Below are 22,431 nucleotides of genomic sequence, written 5' to 3'. Positions count from 1 at the left end.
CATGATGAAGGGGCATAAGCAGGCCCCTTTATGCCCAAAAAGTGATTAACGATGCAAGGTAAACACGCGAACGCTCTCCAGCAGCATGCCAGACTGCTCTTTGAGTGACCCGCTCGCTGCAGAGGACTCTTCAACTAACGAGGCATTCTGCTGGGTCGTGGTATCAATTTGCCCCATTGCCGCATTAATTTGTGCAATGCCGTCACTTTGTTCATGACTGGCTCGGGCTATTTCATCAACCAGTTGCTGTACTCGTGTAACATTGATCACAATATCCTGCATGCCATCGTCAGCCTGAGCCACTAAATTACGACCATGGGCAATCCTGTCGACTGAAGCGCCAATAATATCGCGGATCTCTTTAGCTGCCACAGAACTTCTCTGTGCCAGCGTGCGCACTTCGCCAGCAACAACAGCAAAACCACGTCCCTGCTCACCGGCACGCGCAGCTTCTACTGCGGCATTCAGTGCCAAAATATTGGTCTGAAAGGCAATGCCTTCGATAGCAGTGATAATATCTGTCATCTTCTGAGTCGCGTCATGTATATCACTCATGGCAGAAGCCACCGTATGCATACGTTCGCTGCTTGCTTTTACCATCTTTCCGGATTCAGTGAATAACTCATTGACTAAGTGTGCATTGCCTGCGGTGCTCTGAATCGTGGAGGTCAGCTGTTCCAGGGTTGCAGCGGTCTGTTCTACGCTGGCTGCCTGTTCTTCCGTTCGCGAAGCTAAATCCTGATTTCCAGCGTCTATCTCATCGGCCGCCAGGGCTATACTTTCAGCCCCGGAACTAACGTTTCTGACGGTCTTTGCCAGCGCATCCAGCATCTCTTTCATCGAATGCATCAACTGACCGAGTTCATCACGAGAATGGACACTAACCACAGTGGTCAGATCCCCTTGCGCCACTCTGCCAGCCACATTCACCGCATGTTTTAAGGGGCGAGTAATGCTGAGGGTAATGATTCTGGAGATCAGTAATCCCCCTCCGACACCAATGACTAGCATAAAAAGTATGAGCAATTCATTGTGGTATGATGATTTTTTAATATTAGCGTGCGTATCATCAATAAGTTTCTTTTGGAAATCTAACAAATTCTGCAAGGCCTGACGGTAATCATCACTTACTGGAATAAAGGTTTGCCAAATAAACTGTTCAATAGCGTCATGTTGATCGCTCCCCGCAAGAGCCAGCCCAGTGGAACGTGCCTGTAAGTATTTTTCCCGTATTAAAGAGATACTATCGAGTAATTCTTTACCTTTTTGCAATTGAATAAGTGAGACCAGCTCTTTCTGAACTTTACTCGATTCCACCGTATTCTTTGCAATACTGGTCATAATTTTTTGACGTATTACTGGGTTTTCTGTGGTCATAGCGGCGATCGTATTACCATTATTTTTATCAACTTGGGCCACCCACTCTTCCACCAGCCGTTCTTTCAATAGATGTTCATTTATCATTTCGTCCACATCATTGACATTATCCCGGCTAAACCAAACAGAGCCCCCTCCCATAACAATCATCAATGCCAGTATCAGTAAAAAACCCACATTAAGTCGTACACCTACCCGCATGTTGCTTAGTTTCATTCTTTTTCCTTATTATGAAGTTAACAACGTCAGAAAAACCGACTACCACGGATGCCATTTATAGTGTTATCGGATATAAATCTAATTTCTACAGGTATAAACCAGGATAAATATTATTTTTATTTTTCATTTTATTAAGGAGAGTTGTGACATACATCACATGATTAAATGGAAAAATAAGAGTGGCATCTTTTTTGGCATTAATGCGTTTCGCAATCGAAAAAAGGTCATCCTTGTTTTTCAAAACAATCTTTCTCAGAATAAAAAAACCACCCGCATGCAGGTGGTTAATCTATAAGTTATTCATTGAAACAGGTTATTAATAACTTCAGTCATTGATACTTCGTTTGTTCAGCACCTGTCACTAGAATGTTTGCCAGTGTCCTTCATCTTCCGTTGATAATTTAACACGAGTCGGAACAATCGGCCTTATCACCGCCTGGAACTCTTTATGATCATTCCCGTCACCCAGTCGTAACTTGCTGGTTTTTTTCTGTAACTCAGCCACCTGTTGATTCAAGGTATCAGAAGAACCCGCCAACTCTTCAACCACAGAGACATTGCTTTGCGTTACCTTTTCCAGTTCCGACAGGGCAATAGTAATTTGATGAATCCCTTTTTCCTGTTCAGCTGTAGAGATAAAAATATGTTCCATCAGCGTTTCGATATTGCCCGAACCAGCCACAATATCTTTCATATTTTTCTCTGCCTCTGCTACCAGGTTTGCGCCTTGAGTGACATTTTCGTTAGTTATTTCGATCAGTGATTTAATACTCTTCGCAGATTCAGAACTCTTATGAGCTAAGTTACGTACTTCCCCTGCAACAACAGAGAAGCCCTTGCCATGTTCACCCGCTCTGGCCGCTTCGACAGCAGCATTAAGTGCTAATATATTGGTTTGAAATGCAATGTTATCAATAATGCTAATAATCTCAGTCATTTTATTTGCGCATTCGGAAATCGATGTCATATTGCTGGTTAACTTATGCATCAAATCGCTGCCATGATTTGCTGAAGCGTGGGCACTGACGGTTATCTCACTCAACTGGCGAGTATTCTCTGCATTATTTCTGGTTCCGACAGAAATCTGTTCCATACTTGCTGCTGTCTCAATAAGCATGGCTGATTGCTGCTCTGTTTTCACCGATAAACTAGCACTTTGATTGGCCAGATTATCAGATAAACTTTTTGCTGATTGTGAAGAATTCCGGATATCAAGTACCAAGTTTGTGATTTCGGAAGAGAGTTTATTGATGCCCGGGATTAAGCGGCCAGCACAATTATTTCCAAACTCGACTACATGAACAGATAGGTTTCCAGAACTAATTTCATCAATATTTTTCTTAACTTCATTGATAGGCTTAACTAAATAGAATGTCATATACGACCACAGGCAAATAAAAATAATCGCCCAGGCGATGTTTAATGTGAATAAAACGGGCAAACTCGCCGATAAAAGAAAAACCAGTATATCAATGATTACAAAAGCTAAAATCATGAATGAAGCGATGGCACTTCTCACACTGATGTTTCTAAGCATAACTCATCCTATAGTTATTATTTAACCCATACATTAGTTATCGTCTATTTTTTCAAAAAATCCAATTTTTACTGAAAATTAAAATCATCATTCGTCATCACCGTAAGAAAGCGCATTTCATCACCATAAATTAACTAAAAATCAACAGTTACGCTATTTCCCCGCCAGATCACAACAGATAAACCTGGTACATTTTCAGTTCTGGCTGTAACCGTCATTCTGGTGACAATCATGGCAAGGTCTGTAAATAACCACTCAGTCTTACGCCATCGCGTTGTTCCCTCTCTGGAGGGGCATGGCTCAGACCTTAACGAAAGCAGCGAGTCATCATTCAACAATCACCGCTAATGGACTCTGTATTGCCGTGTGAATTTGATATGCCATCCTGCTGGTAGCCAGCCCTGGCAACCACTGAATACCCCGCCGAGTACAGAAAAATACCGGGAGTTATTTTTCTCACCATGATTTAAACAGAAACAAGGGGAGATATCCGATCATCTTCTTTCGTGATAGAGTACCTGGACAGTCTGGCCATAATCTGAAAGGTGGGGTGATAATGCACAGGGATTTTTTTACTATTAGTGAAAATAAAGTGAGTTTCAGCCAGCCAGAGATCTCACTTCCTATCGGCTACGCTGCTATTTCCCGGCAGTTTTTTCACCGTGAAATACCCTCACCCTATGAAGTCGAAATGGCCATTTCGACCATTGAAGATCATATTCAGGCGACCCCGCAGTTACACCACCTGCCACCGGAGTTTAATTGTTCTGATGATTATCTGAAGCTGATTTTACATATTGCCGGGGAAGAGCATGTGATAACACAGTCCCAGCTTGAGCAAGTATTTAATCGTGTCGCAGATGTTATTTCTGGCAGCCCTAAACATGAAGGTGAATTTCCTGATGATAGAAACTTCATCAGTTACCTGATTATCATTCGAGAACTATCACATCATCTTAATATTAAATCAGTGATCAATGCGTAATTTATTACTGTAAAAAGCCACTACGATTATAACAGCAACTGACTATTACGTGAGTTGCTGGTACTTTTTTTACCAGGCATCCCCGATACTTATCACATTATATTCATACCTCAGGAGGGGGGAACACTGCGGGGCTTTCTGTACCCACGGAATATCTTACATCCCCCCCGGCAGGATACTGATAGAGCCGTAGTGAGAATTGCGCTGAAATCGCCATGATATACTCGAAAATAGCCGACTGCGTATTTTCATAACCCATCCAGAGTGTGGACGAAGTAAAACAATAGATCTCCAATGGTAAACCCGCCGGTGAAGGCTTGAGAGTCCGCACCATGATGTACATATCTTTGACGATGTCTTCTCTCTCAGCCAGATATGTCATCAGATAGTGACGAAATAACGTCAGGTTTGTCAGACCATTTTCGATAAACCAGCTATCGGCGATTCCTGTAGGATCCCTGCCATCCACCAACTGACTTAGTGGTTCACTGACACCGCGTAAACCGAGTACCGGTTTCAGGTTCTGCTGGGTAAGAAAAGCCACCGAATGCTGGTCAAGGAATATGCTGCGCATAATACGCCGGGAGCCAGAAGAAAACATGGCCTGCCAGTTAGTATAGGTTTCGGTCAGAAAATTCTTCGTCGGGATCCGCGAAATAGTATTGTCCCAGTTACGAATGGTGATGGTATGCAAGGCAATATCAATCACTTCACCACTGAGATTTTTATCTGGCATTTCAATCCAGTCGCCCAGCTGTAATACATCATTTGAGGAGAGCTGAACATTGGCGACCAGTGATAACAGAGTGTGCTGAAATACTAACATCAATACCGCCGCCGCCGCCCCCAGGCTGGAAATGATAATCACGGGGGACTTATTCGACATCACCGCAAGGATCATGATAGCGGCAATAATATGGATAAGAATTTTTCCTATCTGAATATAACCCTTGATAGAGTGATTCTTTCGCTTGGCCTTTCGTACATATGAAATATTAATAATATCCAGCAGCTCATTAAAGAAGACTGACAGATAGATAAAAAATAAAATACCGCACAGGGTATGTATCGCTGTGATCCATGGCGTGGGCATATCAGGCATAAATTGCAGCAAATAATAAACCGTTAATACGGGAATAAAGTTAGATAACTTCTCAGCAATACGCCGGTCTTTTTCGAGAGGGATACCTTGCTTTTGGCTACTAAAAAAAACTCTTCTGACAATTCTGATGACAAAAAATTTGCATAAAATGTGTACTATCATCCAGGCGGCTACTAACAAAATAATATTGAAGCCAATAGAAAGTATCTGGTCACCTTGAATATAAGTCATCATTCTTTGCAAATACACCATATCGTTACGCCTGCCGAATTAAAAAAATCATAGTGACAATTATAAGATAGGGATCTATATAAAGCGTATCTGACAGTGTTATTGATAATAATAACGCTTTATCTATATGTATAATAAGGGTATTTTAATTCTGATTACCACAACTTCAAGTGGGCTGCCTTCTGAATACCGGCGTCATACTGGTTCTGTCATGTTACTGGAATGCTTGTATCAATACGTGCGGATATTAACTGCACAGATACTATTCACGTTCGTTCTGGACGAAAAATGTGCCTCTCATCAGGTACTGTGCCTTGGCTCAAACTTATAACTGAATATCTGACTCAGTGGTTTATCATTCTCGTTGCGATCATCATCATTGAGCAGATCGATCAGCATTCTACCCGCTTCTTTGCCCATTTTTTGGTAATCAATACGCATAGAAGTCAATGTGGGATGGGTTTGATCACAGCTCTCTGAGCCATCAAGACAGGCAACCGCAATATTACCGGGAATTTTCAGCAATCGCCGCTGGCATTCAAATATCACACCAAGTGCTATCTCCTCATGGCTACAAATCACCGCATCTAAATAGGGCTGGGATTGCAGTATTTCTGTCAGTGCATAACGACCGAACTGCAGACTCGCTGAATCCGTAGTAGTGATAACGGTTTGGTCCGCATTTTTGTAATGCTCCAGCATGCCTTTATGCCAGCCATTCAATTGCTGACGTTGTAAGCGATTATCCATATGCGCCCCGATAAAACCTATGTTTTGATAGCCTCGATCCAGTATATGGCACGTGACATCATAAGCTGACTCAAAGAGTGCCGCTTCAAAGGTAATTGTCGCCCCTTTAAAATATGAACCCACCACATTAACTGTCGGAATGTTCCCCCTCTCAAGGAGCTGGTAGGCTTTCTCTGTTAACTGTGAACCAAATATCACTACTGCCGCAGGATTACTTTGCAGCAGTGTCATTACTATTTCTGTTTCTTTGTTCTGATTATATTCGTGGCAGCCCAGTAACAGCTGAAACTCATTTTTATTGAGAATTTTTTGCAGGGCCTGCATAAATATGGAGCTTGCTTTATCGGTCAGGGAGGGAATAAGAACCGCGATGATATCACTGTTCCCGGAAGCTAAAGCCCCCGCAGCACGGTTAGGAATATATCCCAGGGTTTCTACTGCCTGTTCGATTTTTTCACGTAGCTTATCAGAAACCTGTTCCGGCGTTCGCAGTGCCCTGGATACCGTCATTGAACCTACACCGGCAAAATTAGCCACATCCTGCAGAGTAACCCGTCCTGTATTACGGCGCTTACGCGTTTTTTCCATCGAGATTCCTGCCCACCCAAAAATCCTGCTTTTTTTCAACAGGCCATAACACGTTCATCCAAACAGATAACACCACGTTTATTCTGCGGCATACTTAATATGGGTATTGTATATGGCTTCCCCCTTGATAGCCAAAAGCTATCGGATAATAAATGATAGCGCTATCACAAATTTTGGTAGCGCTATCAGATAGCGCTACCAAATGAGATTTACATCACATTAATGGTGTGAATAACACTCTACTCTCAGGTTAACAGTCATCAAGAGTCATAAACATCATGTTAAAAACACTGTTAACCTCAGAAGTCATTCAGGTTGTTAACCAAGCCAAAGACTGGCGTGATGCCATCGCTATTGCATGTGCCCCACTCATTCAAAACGGGTCTATTGAACCACGTTATGTTGACGCTATATATCGCTCTCATGAAGCAATCGGCCCCTACTACGTCGTAGGCCCTGGTATTGCAATGCCTCATGCCCGCCCTGAAGAAGGCGTTAATAAGCTCTCGATGGCGTTAACAGTTATTACAGAGGGTGTCACCTTTAACTCAGAAGGTAACGACCCTGTAAAACTCCTCATCGTTTTAGCCGCGACAGACAGTAATAGTCATATCGAGGCTATTTCCCAGCTCGCTCAATTGTTCGACAACGAAAATGATGTACTCACTTTACTTGATGCCAAAACGCAGCAAGACATTCTGTCTGTTATTGCCCGCTATGAATAACGGCGTTCAATACAAAAAATAATTTTAAGGGGAAAGAAAATGAAAATTACTGTGGTCTGCGGAAACGGTTTGGGTACTAGCCTGATGATGGAAATGAGCATCAAAAATATCCTGAAAGATCTCTCCGTGAGTGCCGAAGTGGATCATGTTGATCTCGGTTCAGCCAAGGGAACCCCAAGTGATATTTTCGTTGGTACCAAGGATATTGCTGAACAGCTAGTTGCCCAGGCCGTCAGTGGCAAGATCGTCGCCCTGGATAACATGATCGACAAAAAAGCAATGAAAGAGCGTTTGTCCGTCGCATTGACTGAATTAGGCGCGTTGTAATCGGGAGGGGCTATGGATTTCTTTCGTTTTTTAATGAGTGATGTTCTGTCTGAACCGGCTGTTCTGGTGGGATTTATCGCACTAATCGGCCTGATAGCTCAAAAAAAGCCCGTGACAGAATGTATTAAGGGCACCGTAAAAACCATTATGGGTTTTGTTATTTTAGGTGCCGGAGCCGGGTTGGTCGTCTCTTCACTGGGGGACTTTGCCAATATCTTCCAGCACGCGTTCCATATTCAAGGTGTGGTGCCAAATAACGAAGCGATTGTGTCCGTGGCACAAAAAAGCTTTGGTAAAGAGATGGCAATGATCATGTTTTTCGCGATGGTTGTGAATATCTTGATTGCCCGCTTCACTCCGTGGAAGTTTATCTTCCTGACAGGTCACCATACTTTATTCATGTCTATGATGGTGGCCGTGATTTTGGCAACGGCGGGGCTCAGTGGCATTACACTGATTGCTATCGGTTCCCTGGTTGTCGGCGTCGCAATGGTATTCTTCCCGGCTATTGCTCACCCTTACATGAAAAAAGTTACCGGTTCCGACGATGTGGCAGTGGGGCACTTCTCTACCCTGTCTTATGTATTAGCCGGTTTTATCGGTAGCAAGTTTGGTAATAAAGAACATTCGACTGAAGACATGAACGTGCCGAAAAGTCTGCTGTTCTTACGTGATACGCCGGTGGCGATATCCTTTACCATGTTTATCATTTTTGTTGTGACGTGCCTGTTTGCCGGTTCAGATGTGGTAAAAAGCCTGAGTGGTGGCAAGAACTGGTTTATGTTCTCACTCATGCAGTCCATCGCCTTCGCCGCAGGGGTTTATATCATTCTGCAAGGTGTTCGCATGGTCATTGCGGAAATCGTACCTGCCTTTAAAGGTATCTCAGACAAGCTGGTTCCCAATGCCAAACCGGCCCTGGACTGCCCAGTGGTATTCCCCTATGCACCAAATGCAGTGCTGGTTGGTTTCCTGAGCAGTTTTTCCGCAGGGCTGATCGGCATGTTTGCGCTCTATTTAATGGACATGACTGTCATTATCCCTGGTGTAGTACCTCACTTCTTTGTTGGTGCTGCCGCAGGGGTATTTGGTAATGCAACAGGTGGACGCCGGGGCGCCATATTAGGCGCTTTTGCTCAAGGTCTCTTAATAACCTTCCTGCCTGTTTTCCTGCTTCCTGTACTGGGAAATATCGGTTTTGCCAATACCACATTCAGTGATGCTGATTTTGGTGCCGTGGGTATTTTGCTCGGTCTTATCGTGAAGTAATTCACTTATGCAAAAAGGCCTGGGGAGAATTAATCGCCCGGGCCTTTTGTTTCAGCAAACGCCTCAAACCACAACCATGACATGCTGTTTCTACTGAGAATAATCAGGGTAACTACGCCTTTTGTGGCCGTTCACTTTTAGGCGTTGCATACCAGTACCCCAGCCCCATAAAGACCATTCCAGAGAACATATTCCCAAGCGTTACCCACAGCAGATTATGGCCAATCCCGGAGAGTGTATAAGCCTCAGAGTGATTGCCAAACCATGATAGTGCGAGGAGGGTCATGTTGGCGACCGAGTGTTCATAACCTGAAGCAATAAAAGCCAGCAAACACCACCATATGGCTAAAAATTTTGCTGCCCCTTCAGAACGGATAGCCATCCAAATAGCCAGACAAACTAACCAGTTACACAGAACGCCTTTAAAAAAGAGTGTTGTCGCAGGTGCCATTGTCTTAGCCAGTGCCGCGGTATGTACCAGGCTGGTATCCACAGGTAACAGTGCCCCGCCGCCCCAGTGATAAAGCAAAGCAACAAAAACAGAACCCAGTAAGTTACCCAACCAAGTCTGGGGTAAAATAGTCCACATTTGACACTGTGAAACGGTACCGGCTTTCACTCCTAATGTCAGGAACATGGTATGACCGGTAAAGAGTTCGGAACCGGCAATAATCACCAGGGTTAAGGCAATACCAAAGGTAGCCCCCATGACCAGCGGTCTGAGTGCGGGATCCAGCAAGTTACCAAGGGTAAAAATCAAAATAATCCCTAATCCAACGTAAGCACCCGCCATCATAGCGCTGACATAGAATGAGAGGGGATGAGAGGATGAGAGTCGCTGAATCCGTGCTGCATTTGCTGCACACTTACTGATGGTATCAGTGAACATGATTATTTTCTCTTGAAAATCATTTGAATAAAACTTCAGCATCAGGTCAGGCGCAATGCGGCCTGACCTGCGACGGGACTAGGCTTTTACATAGACAAAGCCACCTTCTATCCGGGTGTCAAAATGCGCGATAGAACGGGACTCATCTTCCAGGCAGTAGCCATCTGTTAGTCGAAAATGCTGTTTCTTGAGTGGGCTGGTTATCCAGAGTTCATTGTGATGTTCAGCGATTAATCCACGAGACAACACACTGGCATCAAAAAAGGGATCAATATTACTGAGCGCATAAATCTGTTCATCATGGTATGGACGAAAGAGCGCGACCTGTTCGCCTTCAACTAAGGCACAAACACCAGTTTCTGGCAAAATATCACTGAGTTGACAGACCCTTTTCCACTGATTCATAGTTGTTCCTCCATATCCAGCAGCGTCACCGGGATGCGCTCATAAGGCGTCGCGGGACGATGCTGCTGTCTCTCGCTAATCACTTGCACGTTAGGGTCCCGTAATGAACTATTGATAAAGTGCCTGAAGCGAATCTGGGCCTGTGGGCTCTCTACCGTTTCACGCCATTCACACACCACTTTCTCACGCAGGCGAGCCAGCTCGCTCTCCAGTTGCGCGTTCAGACCTAGCTTGTCATCAATGATGACACTACGCAGATAATCAATGCCCCCTTCCAGATTTTCCAGCCAGACAGAAGTACGAGTAAGTTTATCGGCAGTACGAATGTAGAACATCATGAAACGGTCAAGGTAGGAAATAACAGTATCCATATCAAGATCCGCCGCCAGCAGATCAGCATGCCGTGGCTTCATCCCCCCGTTCCCACAAACATAGAGATTCCAGCCTTTTTCCGTGGCAATAATCCCCACATCTTTACCCTGGGCTTCGGCACATTCTCGGGTACAACCAGAAACACCAAACTTCATTTTATGTGGGGTGCGAATCCCCTTATAACGATTTTCCAGCTCAACACCAAAACCGACACTGTCCCCAACCCCAAAGCGACACCAGGTACTACCGACACAGGTTTTTGCCATGCGTAAGGCTTTCGCGTATGCATGGCCTGTTTCAAACCCAGCGTGGATTAATTGACGCCAAATCTCAGGCAAGTCATCTTTCTGGGCACCAAACATCCCGATACGCTGGGAACCGGTTATTTTGGTATAAAGATTGTACTCACGCGCGATACGCCCAATCTCCATTAAACCTTCTGGTGTAATTTCACCACCAGCAGAACGCGGAATAACAGAGTAGGTACCGTCTTTCTGGATATTACCAAGGAAGTTGTCATTGGTATCTTGCAAAGGTGTTAGTTCTGGTTCCAGAACATAATCATTCCAACAGGAGGCCAATAAGGATGCCACGGTAGGTTTACAGACTTCACAGCCATAGCCCTGACCGTATTTCAGGATCAATTGTTCAAAGGACTTGATGTTTTCAACGCGGATTAAGTGATAAAGCTCCTGGCGTGAGAAAGCAAAATGCTCACACAAGTTATTGTTTGTCTCGATACCTGCTTTGGCCAACTCTGCATTCAGTACTTGAGTTATTAACGGGACACAACCACCGCAACCGGTCCCTGCTTTTGTTTCAGCTTTCAGCGCTGCGACCGTGTGGCAACCTTGATTTATCGCCTTCACCAGGTCCCCTTTGGTCACATCAAAGCAGGAACATATCTGAGCCGTGTCCGGCAGCTTATCGACGCCAATCGCTGATTTAGGGCTGTTGGCATAGGCTGGCAGAATCAAGGTGTCGGGATTTTCTGGCAGTTCAATCCCATTAAGCACGAGCTGTAGCAAGTTACCATAATCACTGGTATCCCCCACCAGTACCGCCCCCAGCAACGTTTTATTATCTTCACTGACAATTAATCGTTTATAAACTTCTTTACTTTCATCCAGATAGAGGTAGCTGCGGGCATTAGGGGTACGCCCATGCGTATCACCAATCCCGCCAACATCAACACCCAGCAATTTCAGTTTTGCACTCAGATCCGCCCCAGCAAAGCGGTTATCAGTACCCAGAAGGTGATCAGCCACCACCTGGGCCATTTTGTAACCGGGCGCGACTAAACCAAAAATCTGTTTATTCCAGCTGGCGCACTCCCCTACCGCGTAAACATCAGGATCAGAGGTCTGGCAGTAATCATTAATCGCGATACCACCACGCGGGGCAGCTATTTCCAGCCCACACTGAACGGCTAATTTATCCTGAGGGCGAATACCGGTAGAAAAAACAATGAAATCGACTTCCAGGGCACTACCATCAGCAAACAGCATGGTTTTACGTGCATCCTGTCCCTGGTGAAGGATTTCCAGCGTATTTTTGCTGGTATGCACTTGCACACCAAGACGCTCAATTTTACTGCGAAGTTGCTCTCCCCCCATCAGGTCCAGCTGCTCGGCCATCAGCATAGGAGCAAATTCAATGACGTGAGTTTCTACGCCAAGGTTTTTTAGCGCCCCAGCAGCCTCTAACCCCAATAATCCACCGCCGATAACTGCGCCACTTTTACTGCGGCGCGCACAGGCCTCAATCGCATTCAGATCTTCAATAGTCCGGTAAACAAAGCAGTCCTGGGTATCAGCACCTTTGATTGAAGGGATCCAGGGGTAAGACCCCGTAGCCATAACCAGCTTGTCATAATAAACACTACGACCCGTATTGGAGTGAATCACCTTATCCTGGCGGTTAATGGTGATGGCGCGCTCCCCGACTAATATATTGACGCCATGCTTTTCATAAAACCCTTCACGAACCAGGGACAGCTCTTCTGCTGTGTGATGGGAAAAATAGGAAGAGAGATGCACACGATCATAAGCTTTGCGTGGTTCTTCACAAAATACCGTGATCTCAAATTGATCCTCTGGCGCTTTATCCAGTAAGTCCTCGATAAAACGATGCCCCACCATGCCGTTGCCAATAACTGCTATTTTGAGTTTGCTCATCATTGCCTCGATCTTTTTTATTACCCTTTACTTTATCGATTCAGCTACTTTCCTTATTGATGCAAATCAAATACACCTTTAAATAACAAGTAATAGTCTTAATGTATTTATTTTTAAGCATTTTTATAGACTGCATCCTGCCGGGAACATTGATTAACACTGGCAAGCATCAGCAGCGATACACAACCTTGCCATGGTCCAGACAGCCTGGTTTCCTCAGGCACGGTATACAGACCGGCAAATGTCACAGCACTATCGGAGTACCGTTACCAGCAGTTTATGATTGTGTTTTTATTCTGTATTATTCAGGCAAGAACAATTCCACGATAAAACGGCCAACACAAGAAAGGATCAAGCGTGAATCATCAGGATAATACTCGCTCCATGCCGCCAGAAAAAAAATGGTGGCAGGAGGGAAAAACGCCCGATTACCGTTTTACACTGGCTAATGAGCGTACTTTTTTAGCCTGGGTGCGCACTTCATTGGCATTTATGGCGGGTGCTGTCGGAATTGAGCAGTTCACACCACAGGCATCCCCGCCTGAACTCAAGATAGCACTGGTCCTCATTTTACTCGCCGTCGGTGCCTCAATGGGGTTTCTGGCCTGGCGACGATGGCGCAGAAATGAGTATGCCATGAGAATGGAACAGGATTTACCCTATACGCGCAGCGTGCCATTCCTTGGGGGATTTGTGGTTGTGCTGGCATTCTTGCTGGGCTTTTTGCTCTGGCTTGGGTAGTCATGAATAACCGTGATTCTGGGTTGCAGCCTGAACGTACCGAGCTATCATGGCAACGTACAGCGTGGTCCATGCTCATACTTTCCCTGTTATGTTTGCGTGGCTGGCTGAACAATGGTGACTGGCTGTACTGCCTCTGTAGCGGATTATTACTGACTGGGGGAGGTGTTGCTATTTTCGCCAAACCTGGCAGGAGTAAACCTGCGTTGATCTCTCTGATTATCATATTCTGCGGCTGTTTATTGATACTAATTAACGTGAAAAAATATCTTTTAATGCTGGGCTAGTCTGATCCAGTGTCTGATCAGCACCCTCCGTTATACGGGTCACACGGAGGTCAGGATGCCTGTTGCCGAGTGATAGCTGTATCCATAAATAGCGTTGAAATACCTCGATGATGCTTGACCCCGGACGGTTATTCAATATTCTGCAATTAGTTATTATATTATTTGCTTTTAATAGCTATAAATTAAAATAGCATATGCTAATTTTTAATATTTCCCATAATTGACTTTCACTCTGCCATCAATGATCATGATCACGTTCAGAGAAAAAAGGGGAGTTATTTTATTATTCACAGAACCAGTGATAATCAGAGATCATTAAAATACAGAGCAAGAGACAACACTTATATTAAAAACCATTGCAATGATACCTTGGGAATATAAGCCACACCGCTATTTTTATTATAATTTGCAACAATATGAATACACGATAATTGTATATTCTCCTGAGGGAATGCTATGAAACGTTCTGCAGCACTGACTTTACCTTTACTGTTTATTTTAGCCAGCAGTTATGGATACGCTGGCGAAACACTGGATCGTGTACTAAAAACCGGAACTCTGCATAACGTTATCGTTAATGATTACCCGCCCTTTGGTTATCTGGATGAAAATAACAAGCTGGCTGGTTTTGATGTTGATGTGGCCCAAGCCGTTGCTGATAAAATTGGCGTAAAGCTTAAGACCAGCGCACCGGGGTGGGAAACCATTGTTGGTGGTAAATGGGCTAAACGCTGGGATACCTGCATCTGCTCCATGACACCAAATACCGAAAGAGCCACCGTGCTGGATTTCCCTGTAAGTTATTACAATTCACCGGCAGTACTGGTCGTTAATAAAGATGAAAAAAATATTAAGAGTGCGGCTGACCTGAACGGTAAAAAAGTCGGGGCAGGGATCGGTTCCAGTTATGAAAAATATTTACAGGGTGAGCTAGTTATCCCGGGCGCCCCCCCCATCGCATACCCTTTTAAAAATGTCCGGGTTGAACCCTCTGAAGAGACTATCGCCTTTCAGAATCTAATGTTAGGCCCTGGTGTGAGGCTGGATGCCATCGTCTCTAATTTAGCAACGGCCCAGGAGTATATGCAAAAGGCGGATAAATTACGCATCATTGGTGAAGTCTACTCTGAGCCAAACTGGGTAGCCACCGACAAAGGCGATCCTGAGTTTGATGAGTTAATTCGTAAGACCGTCGAAGCGCTGCGTGCGGATGGTACTTTAAAAGCGATTTCAACAAAATGGTTTGGCCCGCAGATTGATATTACTCAGGATAAACCCGCATGACACAGTTGCCCTCTGATGCAGAGAATTTTGCATTAGACAATAGCGTCAAAAAGCGAATCAGAATTAAGCCTGTCGACAGTCAGATGGGCTTTAAATTTAAGGTCGCACTAACATGGCTATTAATGCTTACTGTATTGGCGCTGTTATTAATGCATTTGGGTCTGGATTATCACTTAATTCAGGCTAAACTTCCATTTATGTTAGGCCTGCATCTGACCAGTGATGGATTTATTCAGGGTGCGGCGATGACACTCACAGTAACATTTATTTCAATGTTCTGTGCCTTTACTTTATCCGTTGTTGTGGCGTTCTGTCGATTATCACACAACCCTTTTGCATTTGGTATTGCCACTTTTTATATCTCGATATTCCGTGGCACACCATTATTGGTACAAGTATTAATTATCTATCTGGCTCTCCCCCAGGTCGGCATTGTTCTGGGCGCATTTACTTCTGGAATTCTGGCACTTTCCCTGAACTATGGTGCTTATATGGCTGAGACTGTGCGCAGTGGAATTATTTCCGTGCCTCGTGGCCAGATAGAAGCCGGGCTGGCTTTAGGTGTCAGCCAGCGCACGATTATGACACAGATTGTTGTCCCCCAGGCTCTGCGTATAATAGTGCCACCGCTCGGCTCATTATTTATTTCAATGCTTAAAGATTCTTCCCTGGTATCACTACTGGGATTATGGGAGTTGAATTTCCTCGCCCAGTCATATGGGCGCAGCACCTATCACTATATGGAAATGTTAATTGCTGCCGCAGCCATTTACTGGCTGATGTCACTGTTTTTTGAATTGATCCAGACACACCTGGAGCAACGATTTAGCCGAGGCTATAGTAAATAAGGGTTTGTTATGTCAGAAAAAGTAGAAGTGCTTGATGGCGGCATGGGCCGTTTGCTGGAAGCCCTGGGTGCACCGTTCAAACTTCCTGAATGGTCGGCTCTGTCATTAATAGAAGCGCCTGAGTTTGTCAGCCGCGCCCATCAGCTTTATGCCGATAACGGAGCCAATATTCTGACCACCAATACCTATGGCTTGGTGCCGCATATGTTAGGGCAGGAACGTTTTGACAATGAAGCCAAAACACTGGCCAGCCGGGCAGGATTATTGGCTCGTGAAGTCGCCGGGACTAAGAATAATATCCGTGTTGCCGGTTCACTTCCGCCCTTATTTGAAAGCTATCGCCCGGAACGCTATCGCCCGGAGCAGGCTGAACGCATCCTGCGCCCACTGATCACTGGCCTGGCACCTTACGTTGATTTATGGATTATTGAAACCCAAAGCTCTATTGCGGAATCATTAAATACCCTTGCAGAAATTCGCCGCTATAGCGAATTACCGGTTTATATCTCCTACACCTTAAAAGATGAGTCTGGTCGAACAGCACCAGCAGAGCTGCGTTCCGGTGAAACAGTTGCAGCAATGGTAAATCACGCACTCTCTGCCGGTGTTGAGGCTATCCTGTTTAATTGTAGTCAACCTGAAGTGATGAGTGACGCCATCCAAAAAGCCATTTCTGTTATTCGCCACTCGGATACCCCTGCTGTACGCGTTGGGGTCTATGCCAATGCTTTTATGCCAGAACCTGTTTCCGATACTCCCTATGCTGGTATCTCATACCTGCGCCCGGATATGGATCCACCTAACTATTTAAAATGGGTGAAAAAGTGGGTAGGAGATGGCTCCCTGATTGTTGGCGGTTGCTGTGGTATCGGGCCGGAGCATATCGCTGAAATTCGTCGCTGGGTTGACACCTCGAGCCCTGAAAATAAATAGCCGCTGACCGTAATATCCCCCCTTTTTCAGCGCTAATACTGGCAATGAATAGATTTGTCAGATTCCCCTATATTTTGGTGCACGGATTGCACCAAAAACTCGCAAAATTATTTCATTATTTCTGCTAAGTGTTAAAAATCATTTATATTCATGATGATAATTTAATATGCACTTATTTGGCACACTGTTTGCTTTGATGAATACAACTTTGTATATCCGTTGAAATTCATTTATGGCATCTACCTTGATATATACCTTTCAGGAATGGTTCGACGACCAGAAACAGAATCGGAACAACAGGATTCTGCGGCGGAATACACCGATTTTCTATTCGATTATAAAAACTAATCGCTTTTTTTATCTGGCTGCCGCGGGGCTGATGTATATCCAGCACGCTCTCCTTCTCACTCCATTCTACGCGATAAAAAGCAGGCGTCTAAGTTCACATCAGGGCAGTACCTCTGTGAATGTGCCGCACGGTTTTGGTTCACTTCACGCGTACTCACAACAACAGGGCCGGTGTGTGCTCTCTGAAGGTGCATATCACCCGTAATACAAAAACCAACATGACAATAAATCAGACAATCAACCATTAACTAAAACAGACGGAACTTTGGGGGTTCATACAATGAAGAAAAACTCGTTATTCAGCGCACTCGCACTCTGTGTAACCGTAATGAGTAGCGGCATTACGTTTTCAGCCCAGGCTGCGGATACAATAAAAGTGGGCATTATGCACTCACTTTCCGGCACCATGGCCATTTCAGAAACACCACTGAAAGATGTGGCGTTAATGGCAATTGATGAGATTAATGCTAAAGGTGGCGTACTCGGTAAGCAGCTAGAACCTGTGGTGGTCGACCCGGCTTCTAACTGGCCACTTTTTGCAGAAAAAGCGCGTCAGTTACTGGCTCAGGATAAAGTGGCTGCCGTCTTTGGCTGCTGGACATCAGTCTCCAGGAAGTCTGTTTTACCCGTTTTTGAAGAATTGAATGGTTTGTTGTTCTACCCGGTACAATATGAAGGGGAAGAGATGTCACCCAATGTGTTTTACACCGGTGCTGCCCCCAATCAGCAAGCCCTTCCCGCTGTAGAGTATCTGCTAAGTGAAGACGGTGGTCAGGCTAAACGCTTCTTCTTACTGGGGACTGACTACGTTTATCCACGTACCACAAACAAAATTCTGCGGGCCTTCCTGCACTCAAAAGGCATTGAAGATAAAGATATCCAGGAGGTCTATACCCCATTTGGCTACAATGACTATCAAACCATTGTTTCTGATATTAAAAAATTCTCCGCCGGCGGTAAAACAGCCGTCGTCTCCACCATTAACGGTGACTCTAACGTACCATTCTATAAAGAACTCGCGAATCAGGGAATTAAGGCCACCGATATTCCTGTGGTTGCATTCTCTGTCGGTGAAGAAGAATTACGTGGCATCGATACCAAACCCCTGGTAGGACAATTGGCGGCATGGAACTATTTCGAGTCCCTGGATAATCCCGTCAATGCGAAGTTCGTTGCGGACTATAAAGCTTACGCCAAGAAAAAGAATCTCCCGAATGCAGATACTGTCGTGACAAATGATCCGATGGAAGCAACCTATGTCGGTCTGAACATGTGGGCACAGGCGGTAGAAAAAGCAGGTACTACTGATCCTGATAAAGTACGTGCCGCCATGGCCGGGCAGACCTTCAGTGCTCCTGACGGTTACACACTGACAATGGATGCAACCAATCACCATCTGCATAAACCTGTGATGATTGGCGAAGTTGGCGACAACGGCCAGTTTGAGGTGGTGTGGAAAACGGAAAAACCGGTACGTGCAGAACCCTGGAGCCCTTACATTCCCGGTAACGATAAGAAACCCGATCACCCCGTAAAATCTAACTAAAAGAAAGGCCAGCGCCCTTACCGGGTGTTGGCCTGCTATTCCTGTATCCATGCAAGGCCAGAATAATGAAAATTCACCGTTACTTCTGCTGTCTATTATTGATCCTGCCCTGGCTGACACAAGCGAGTGACAGTGCAGATTTTGCCACAGCCAGTCGTAGCCAACAGATTGTATTGCTTCAACAATGGGGAGCTGCACCACAAGCCAGTCGCTTGCCCCTGCTGGAGGCTTTGCATAATGAAAGCCTGGTTATCGACCAAAATAAGCAATTATTTGACCAACGCAATAATCGTCTCACCCCTCTTGATGATGTTCAGCAGCCCAGCGGAGAGGTAAAAAAAGTCCTGATTAATAATCGGCTGCGTGTTGCCATTGCCAGTGCTTTTGCCTCCCATCAATTAGTCAGCGATAACCCTTCGATACGTCAGCAGGCAGCCAGTCAGCTAGCCACTAGTGGTGTAGCGGATCAGCTGCCTCTGATTGAACAACGCCTTAGTCTTGAAAAAGACCAGGATGTTCACCACGCCCTGATGATGGCCGCCGCAAGGCTAAATCTTACCCAGCCTGATGTGCAGGTCAGATTAGCCGCGGTCAAATTATTGGGGACGTCGTCTGACCCCGCAATACAGACCCGTCTTCAGGTACTGACCCAGCAAGCTAACGAACCCAATGCCGAGGTCAGGGCCGCCGCATCAGAGAGTCTGCAACAGATTAAATCACGACTCATGTGGGGCGACTGGCTGGGGCAAGCCTTTACCGGTTTATCTCTGGGTTCGATTTTACTGCTGGCCGCACTTGGGCTCGCCATCACCTATGGCCTGCTGGGTGTGATTAATATGGCCCATGGTGAAATGCTGATGCTGGGTGCCTATGTCACTTGGTTAATACAGAATATATTCCAGCAATTTGCCCCGGAATGGCTGAGTTGGTATCCCATACTCGCACTGCCTGCGGCGTTCCTGGTAACGGGGATAATTGGCATGGTGCTGGAGAGAACGATTATTCGACACCTTTATGGTCGTCCTCTTGAAACATTACTCGCGACCTGGGGTATCAGCTTAATGTTGATCCAGATAACCCGCATGTTATTCGGTGCTCAGAATCTGGAAGTGTCAAACCCGGGATGGTTATCCGGCGGCCTGCAATTACTGCCTAACCTTGTCCTGCCGTATAACCGTATCGCAGTGATTTTATTTGCTTTTATGGTACTTGTCCTCACCTGGTTGCTGCTGAATAAAACACGTCTCGGTTTACATGTACGGGCAGTGACACAAAATCGTGCCATGGCTGACTGTTGCGGCGTTCCCACGGGGCGGGTTGATATGCTGGCTTTTGGCTTAGGTTCGGGGATCGCAGGGCTAGGCGGCGTGGCCCTGTCTCAGCTGGGCAATGTCGGCCCGGAATTAGGCCAGGGGTATATTATCGATTCGTTCCTGGTGGTCGTAGTAGGTGGCGTCGGGCAGCTGGCAGGAACAGTTGTCGCGGCCTTTGGACTGGGGATACTGAATAAAGTCCTTGAACCAGAAATGGGCGCTGTGTTGGGTAAGATTCTCATTCTGCTGTTAATTATTCTCTTTATTCAGCGACGTCCACAGGGACTTTTTGCCCTAAAAGGTAGGGGGATTGATTGATGCATCAGCCATTGACGTTAACGGCGGTTCGCAAAGCACCGCGCCTTACGCTTTGTCTCGGGATTGGCGTGGCCATTCTACTTCTATTGATGCCATTCTGTGCGTTACTTCCCGAACATCATCCGCTGGCACTCTCAACCTATACCCTCACTCTGGTGGGTAAAATCCTCTGCTACGCCATTGTTGCCGTGGCTCTCGATTTAGTCTGGGGGTATGCCGGGTTACTTTCCCTGGGACATGGATTATTTTTTGCCCTGGGGGGCTATGGAATGGGGATGTATCTGATGCGACAAGCATCAGGGGATGCCCTGCCCGCGTTTATGTCTTTCCTCTCATGGCAATCTTTGCCCTGGTTCTGGAGCGGGACTCAACACTTTGCCTGGATACTCTGCCTGATTGTATTGGTCCCCGGTATTCTGGCATTTATTTTTGGTTTTTTTGCGTTTCGCTCACGCATTAAAGGCGTCTACTTTTCCATTATTACCCAGGCACTGACCTATGCTGCCATGCTGCTGTTTTTCCGCAATGAAACCGGCTTTGGGGGAAATAACGGTTTCACCGGGTTTACGACCATACTCGGTTTTACGCTCACCGATACCGGTACACGTATTGGCCTGTTTATTGCCACCGTCTTATTACTGCTACTCAGTCTGGCTATTGGCTACGCTTTGTCTCGCAGCAAGTTTGGCCGCGTCTTAACTGCCGTTCGTGATGCGGAAAACCGACTGATGTTTATAGGTTACGATCCCCGCGGTTTTAAGCTCTTCATATGGACGGTTTCGGCCATATTGTGTGGGCTGGCAGGGGCATTGTATGTCCCTCAGGTTGGTATCATTAATCCCGGAGAGATGTCACCCACAAACTCGATTGAAATGGCCATTTGGGTTGCCCTGGGAGGACGAGGCTCACTGATTGGCCCCGTGCTGGGTGCTGCCATCGTTAACGGTGCCAAAAGTTGGTTTACTGTGGCTTTTCCTGAGTTCTGGTTATTTTTTCTCGGATTGATGTTTATCCTGGTCACGCTATTTTTACCCCGTGGTGTTGTTGGCATATTCCGTAGGAGACGCGATGACTGACCAATTATTTACCAAAGTTCACCCTGTTGATCGCCACCGTCGTCAGCGGGACTCGGTATTAACCCTGGAAAAAATCAATGTCTCATTTGATGGTTTTCGCGCGCTCACAGACTTGTCCCTGCAAATAGGCGTGGGTGAATTACGGTGCATTATCGGCCCTAATGGGGCAGGTAAAACAACGCTTATGGACGTCATCACGGGTAAAACCCGACCAGACAATGGCCATATTGTTTTTGACCAGGATATTGATCTCACTCGCATGACACCGGTCGAAATTGCCAGAGCGGGCATTGGCAGAAAGTTTCAGAAACCCACTGTATTTGAAGCGTTGTCAGTCTTTGATAATCTGGAAATCGCCCTGAAAACCAGGAAAACCGTCTGGTCTTGCTTGCGGGCCAAACTGAGCGGCGAACAACGGGACAGAATTGAAGAAGTCTTATCACTCCTGCGCTTAACTCATGAATCAACCCGTAGTGCCGGGTTGCTATCCCATGGCCAGAAGCAGTTTCTCGAAATTGGCATGCTACTGGTGCAAGACCCGCATCTGTTACTGCTCGATGAGCCCGTGGCAGGCATGACGGATGCTGAAACAGAGTATACCGCGGAGCTATTCCGTGACTTGGCCGGGCAGCACTCCCTTATGGTGGTGGAACATGATATGGGGTTTGTTGAAACCATTGCCGACCATGTCACAGTCCTGCATCAAGGCCAGGTTCTGGCGGAAGGATCATTGCGTGAGGTTCAGGCCAATGATCAGGTTATTGAGGTTTATTTGGGGCGTTAA

General features: G+C 45.8%; 20 protein-coding genes. 13 read left to right on the top strand and 7 right to left on the bottom strand.

The features are described 5' to 3' along the window. Positions 1-45 precede the first annotated feature (45 nt). Together JK154_RS13640 and JK154_RS13635 are read right to left on the bottom strand one after the other, a co-directional pair. A complete protein-coding gene (locus JK154_RS13640) occupies positions 46-1,593 on the bottom strand; it encodes a methyl-accepting chemotaxis protein (protein WP_211993104.1) in 1,548 nt (515 codons plus the stop codon). 364 nt (positions 1,594-1,957) lie between these two features. Further along, on the bottom strand, positions 1,958-3,133 hold the full coding sequence (locus JK154_RS13635; protein ID WP_211993103.1) for a methyl-accepting chemotaxis protein: 1,176 nt from the start codon (positions 3,131-3,133) through the stop codon (positions 1,958-1,960). Positions 3,134-3,689: 556 nt separating this feature from the next. On the opposite strand from JK154_RS13635, the gene JK154_RS13630 reads away from it, so the two are divergent. Beyond that, entirely contained in the window at positions 3,690-4,118 is a 429-nt protein-coding gene (locus JK154_RS13630) for a hypothetical protein (protein WP_211993102.1), read from the top strand. Positions 4,119-4,221: 103 nt separating this feature from the next. Here the strand turns inward: JK154_RS13630 and JK154_RS13625 are convergent, their stop codons facing one another. Continuing rightward, on the bottom strand, positions 4,222-5,472 hold the full coding sequence (locus JK154_RS13625; RefSeq protein WP_211993101.1) for a mechanosensitive ion channel domain-containing protein: 1,251 nt from the start codon (positions 5,470-5,472) through the stop codon (positions 4,222-4,224). 279 nt (positions 5,473-5,751) lie between these two features. Further along, entirely contained in the window at positions 5,752-6,789 is a 1,038-nt protein-coding gene (locus tag JK154_RS13620) for a LacI family DNA-binding transcriptional regulator (RefSeq protein ID WP_211993100.1), read from the bottom strand. Between the two features lie 278 nt (positions 6,790-7,067). Between JK154_RS13620 and JK154_RS13615 the strand changes: the two genes are divergently transcribed. Genes JK154_RS13615 through JK154_RS13605 form a run of 3 tightly spaced genes read left to right on the top strand, consistent with a single transcriptional unit; the run spans position 7,068 to position 9,110 of the window. Next, positions 7,068-7,514 carry a PTS sugar transporter subunit IIA gene (locus JK154_RS13615; RefSeq protein ID WP_211993099.1) on the top strand — a complete coding sequence of 149 codons (447 nt, stop codon included), beginning with the start codon at positions 7,068-7,070 and terminating at the stop codon, positions 7,512-7,514. Between the two features lie 39 nt (positions 7,515-7,553). Next, positions 7,554-7,841 carry a PTS sugar transporter subunit IIB gene (locus JK154_RS13610; protein ID WP_211993098.1) on the top strand — a complete coding sequence of 96 codons (288 nt, stop codon included), beginning with the start codon at positions 7,554-7,556 and terminating at the stop codon, positions 7,839-7,841. Positions 7,842-7,853: 12 nt separating this feature from the next. Next, on the top strand, positions 7,854-9,110 hold the full coding sequence (locus JK154_RS13605) for a PTS ascorbate transporter subunit IIC (RefSeq protein WP_211993097.1): 1,257 nt from the start codon (positions 7,854-7,856) through the stop codon (positions 9,108-9,110). A 112-nt stretch (positions 9,111-9,222) separates the two neighbouring features. Here JK154_RS13605 and nirC read toward each other — a convergent pair whose 3' ends face one another. The 3 genes from nirC to nirB form a co-directional block, all read right to left on the bottom strand. Then, the gene (nirC, locus tag JK154_RS13600) at positions 9,223-9,999 is read right to left on the bottom strand and encodes a nitrite transporter NirC (RefSeq protein WP_211993096.1); all 777 of its coding nucleotides are present in this window, start codon (positions 9,997-9,999) and stop codon (positions 9,223-9,225) included. Positions 10,000-10,077: 78 nt separating this feature from the next. Beyond that, a complete protein-coding gene (gene nirD, locus JK154_RS13595) occupies positions 10,078-10,404 on the bottom strand; it encodes a nitrite reductase small subunit NirD (RefSeq protein ID WP_211993095.1) in 327 nt (108 codons plus the stop codon). Beyond that, positions 10,401-12,953 (bottom strand): nitrite reductase large subunit NirB, encoded by a 2,553-nt coding sequence (gene nirB, locus JK154_RS13590; protein WP_211993229.1) that lies wholly within the window; start codon positions 12,951-12,953, stop codon positions 10,401-10,403. Before nirB ends, nirD begins: the two co-directional genes overlap by 4 nt. Before the next feature lie 357 nt (positions 12,954-13,310). Between nirB and JK154_RS13585 the strand changes: the two genes are divergently transcribed. From JK154_RS13585 to urtD, 9 genes are all read left to right on the top strand, one after another. Further along, positions 13,311-13,694, top strand: a complete 384-nt coding sequence (locus JK154_RS13585) for a DUF202 domain-containing protein (RefSeq protein ID WP_349291111.1) — start codon at positions 13,311-13,313, stop codon at positions 13,692-13,694. 2 nt (positions 13,695-13,696) lie between these two features. Beyond that, positions 13,697-13,981, top strand: a complete 285-nt coding sequence (locus JK154_RS13580) for a DUF202 domain-containing protein (protein WP_211993094.1) — start codon at positions 13,697-13,699, stop codon at positions 13,979-13,981. Positions 13,982-14,437: 456 nt separating this feature from the next. Then, on the top strand, positions 14,438-15,265 hold the full coding sequence (locus JK154_RS13575) for a transporter substrate-binding domain-containing protein (RefSeq protein ID WP_211993093.1): 828 nt from the start codon (positions 14,438-14,440) through the stop codon (positions 15,263-15,265). Continuing rightward, the gene (locus tag JK154_RS13570) at positions 15,262-16,113 is read left to right on the top strand and encodes an amino acid ABC transporter permease (RefSeq protein WP_211993092.1); all 852 of its coding nucleotides are present in this window, start codon (positions 15,262-15,264) and stop codon (positions 16,111-16,113) included. Before JK154_RS13575 ends, JK154_RS13570 begins: the two co-directional genes overlap by 4 nt. Positions 16,114-16,122: 9 nt before the next feature. After that, positions 16,123-17,046 carry a homocysteine S-methyltransferase family protein gene (locus JK154_RS13565; RefSeq protein WP_211993091.1) on the top strand — a complete coding sequence of 308 codons (924 nt, stop codon included), beginning with the start codon at positions 16,123-16,125 and terminating at the stop codon, positions 17,044-17,046. Positions 17,047-17,674: 628 nt separating this feature from the next. Next, on the top strand, positions 17,675-18,940 hold the full coding sequence (gene urtA / locus JK154_RS13560; RefSeq protein WP_211993090.1) for an urea ABC transporter substrate-binding protein: 1,266 nt from the start codon (positions 17,675-17,677) through the stop codon (positions 18,938-18,940). Between the two features lie 65 nt (positions 18,941-19,005). Next, a complete protein-coding gene (urtB, locus tag JK154_RS13555) occupies positions 19,006-20,571 on the top strand; it encodes an urea ABC transporter permease subunit UrtB (protein ID WP_211993089.1) in 1,566 nt (521 codons plus the stop codon). Continuing rightward, positions 20,571-21,647, top strand: a complete 1,077-nt coding sequence (gene urtC, locus JK154_RS13550) for an urea ABC transporter permease subunit UrtC (RefSeq protein WP_211993088.1) — start codon at positions 20,571-20,573, stop codon at positions 21,645-21,647. The genes urtB and urtC overlap by 1 nt, the downstream gene beginning before the upstream one ends. Further along, positions 21,640-22,431: an urea ABC transporter ATP-binding protein UrtD gene (gene urtD / locus JK154_RS13545; RefSeq protein ID WP_211993087.1), complete on the top strand. Its 792-nt coding sequence runs from the start codon at positions 21,640-21,642 to the stop codon at positions 22,429-22,431. The genes urtC and urtD overlap by 8 nt, the downstream gene beginning before the upstream one ends.

Origin of the sequence: Citrobacter sp. JGM124 (genome assembly GCF_018257795.1) — a bacterium.
In the GTDB taxonomy this organism is placed as follows: domain Bacteria; phylum Pseudomonadota; class Gammaproteobacteria; order Enterobacterales; family Enterobacteriaceae; genus JGM124.
Note: the sequence above shows the minus strand (reverse complement) of the source record. Positions and strands in the feature narration are given on the sequence as shown.